The following is a 1,830-nucleotide window of genomic DNA, read 5'->3' as shown; positions in this document are numbered from 1 at the left end:
CCGCCGGCGACGCCACCGCTTGAACGATCGCTCACTCCTTCGCCTATACTGAGCGACTCCTTCCGCGATCGACTCGCACGGCCGACAGTATAAGACCCGGCCGGCCGAACGGGCGGTCGAATGAGCCGGAACGACGAGGTCGCGGCGCTCCTCGAGGAGTTCGCGGACCGCCTCGAGGCGACGGGCGTCGAGTACAAGCCCACGGCGTACCGCCGCGCGGCCGAGAACGTCCGCGAGCACCCGACGCCGATCGAGGACCTGGCGGCCGACGGCGAGGACGCGGTGAGCGAGGTCGACCGCGTCGGCGACGCCATCGCCGCGAAGATCGTCGAGTACGTCGAGACGGGCGAGATCGCGGAACTCGAGGCGCTCCGCGAGGAGCTGCCGGTCGAGATCGGGGCGCTGACCGCGATCGAGGGCGTCGGCCCGAAGACCGTCGGGACGCTGTACGAGGCGCTCGCGATCACGACGCTCGACGAGATGGAGGCGGCAGCCGAGGCGGGCGAGATCCGCGAGGTGAAGGGGTTCGGCGCGAAGACCGAGGAGTCGATCCGCGAGAACCTCCCCTTCGCGCGCGAGTCGCAGGAGCGGACGCGCCTCGGAGACGCCCGCCCCGTCGCCGACGACGCCCTCGCGTACCTCGCCGACATCGAGGGGGTCGCCCGCGTCGAGGTGTGCGGCTCGATCCGCCGGTGGAAGGACACGATCGGCGATATCGACCTGCTCGTCGCGAGCGACGAGCGCGAGCCGGTCGTCGACGCCTTCGTCGACTGGCCGGCCGCGGACGCGACGATCGAGGCCGGCACCGGGAAGGCGAGCGTCCGCGCGGACGGCACCCGCGTCGACCTCCGGATCGTCGCCGACGCGGAGTTCGGCGCCGCCCTCCAGTACTTCACGGGCTCGAGGGCGCACAACGTCGCGGTCCGCAACCGCGCGATCGACCGCGGGCTCAAGCTCAACGAGTACGGCCTCTTCGACGTGCGCGACGTCGCGGACCCGGACGCCGGCCGGCGGGTCGGCGAGCGGGTCGCCGGCGAGACGGAGGCGGGCGTGTACGACGCGCTCGAGATGGCGTACGTCCCGCCGGAGCTCCGCGAGGACACGGGCGAGGTCGCGGCCGCGGCCGCGGGGGAGCTTCCGGATCTCGTCGACTCCGACGACCTCCGCGGCGACCTCCACACCCACACCGACTGGTCCGACGGCGGGTTCACGATCCGGGAGATGATCGCGGCCGCGGCCGAGCGCGGCCACGAGTACCACGCCGTCACCGACCACGCCGCCGGGCCGGGCGTGTTCGGAAACGTCGGGCTCGAGGCGGCCGAGATCGCCGACCAGGCGGCGGCGGTCGCCGAGGCGGCCGACGCGGTCGACGCCGACGTCGAGGTGCTCCACGGGATCGAGGCGAACATCGACGCCGACGGCGGGATCACCACCGACGACGCGACGCTCGCCGACCTCGACGTCGTGGTCGCCTCGCCGCACGCCGCGCTCGATTCCGACCCCGACGCCGCGACCGAGCGACTCGTGCGCGCGGTCGAACACCCCGAAGTGGACGTCCTCGGCCATCCCACCGGCCGGCTCATCAACGAGCGGCGGGGGCTCGATCCCGACATGGAGCGGGTCGCGGCCGCGGCCGCGAGCGAGGGCGTCGCGATCGAGGTGAACGCGAACCCCGCCCGGCTCGACGCCGACGGTGCCGCCGTCCGCGCCGCGGTCGAGGCGGGCGCGACGGTCGCCGTGAACACGGACGCGCACGCGCCCCGCGAGCTCGACAACGCCCGGTACGGCGTCCACACCGCCCGCCGCGGCTGGGCGGTGTGGACGCCGTAC

General features: G+C 73.9%; 1 protein-coding gene. It reads left to right on the top strand.

Features of this window, described 5'->3' with window-relative positions:
• Nucleotides 1-120: 120 nt before the first annotated feature.
• Nucleotides 121-1,830 (top strand): helix-hairpin-helix domain-containing protein (locus DJ70_RS01470; protein ID WP_143420889.1); only part of this gene is annotated, 1,710 nt, incomplete at its 3' end.

The organism is Halorubrum halodurans, from assembly GCF_002252985.1.
Classification (GTDB): Archaea; Halobacteriota; Halobacteria; order Halobacteriales; family Haloferacaceae; genus Halorubrum; species Halorubrum halodurans.
Note: the sequence above shows the minus strand (reverse complement) of the source record. Positions and strands in the feature narration are given on the sequence as shown.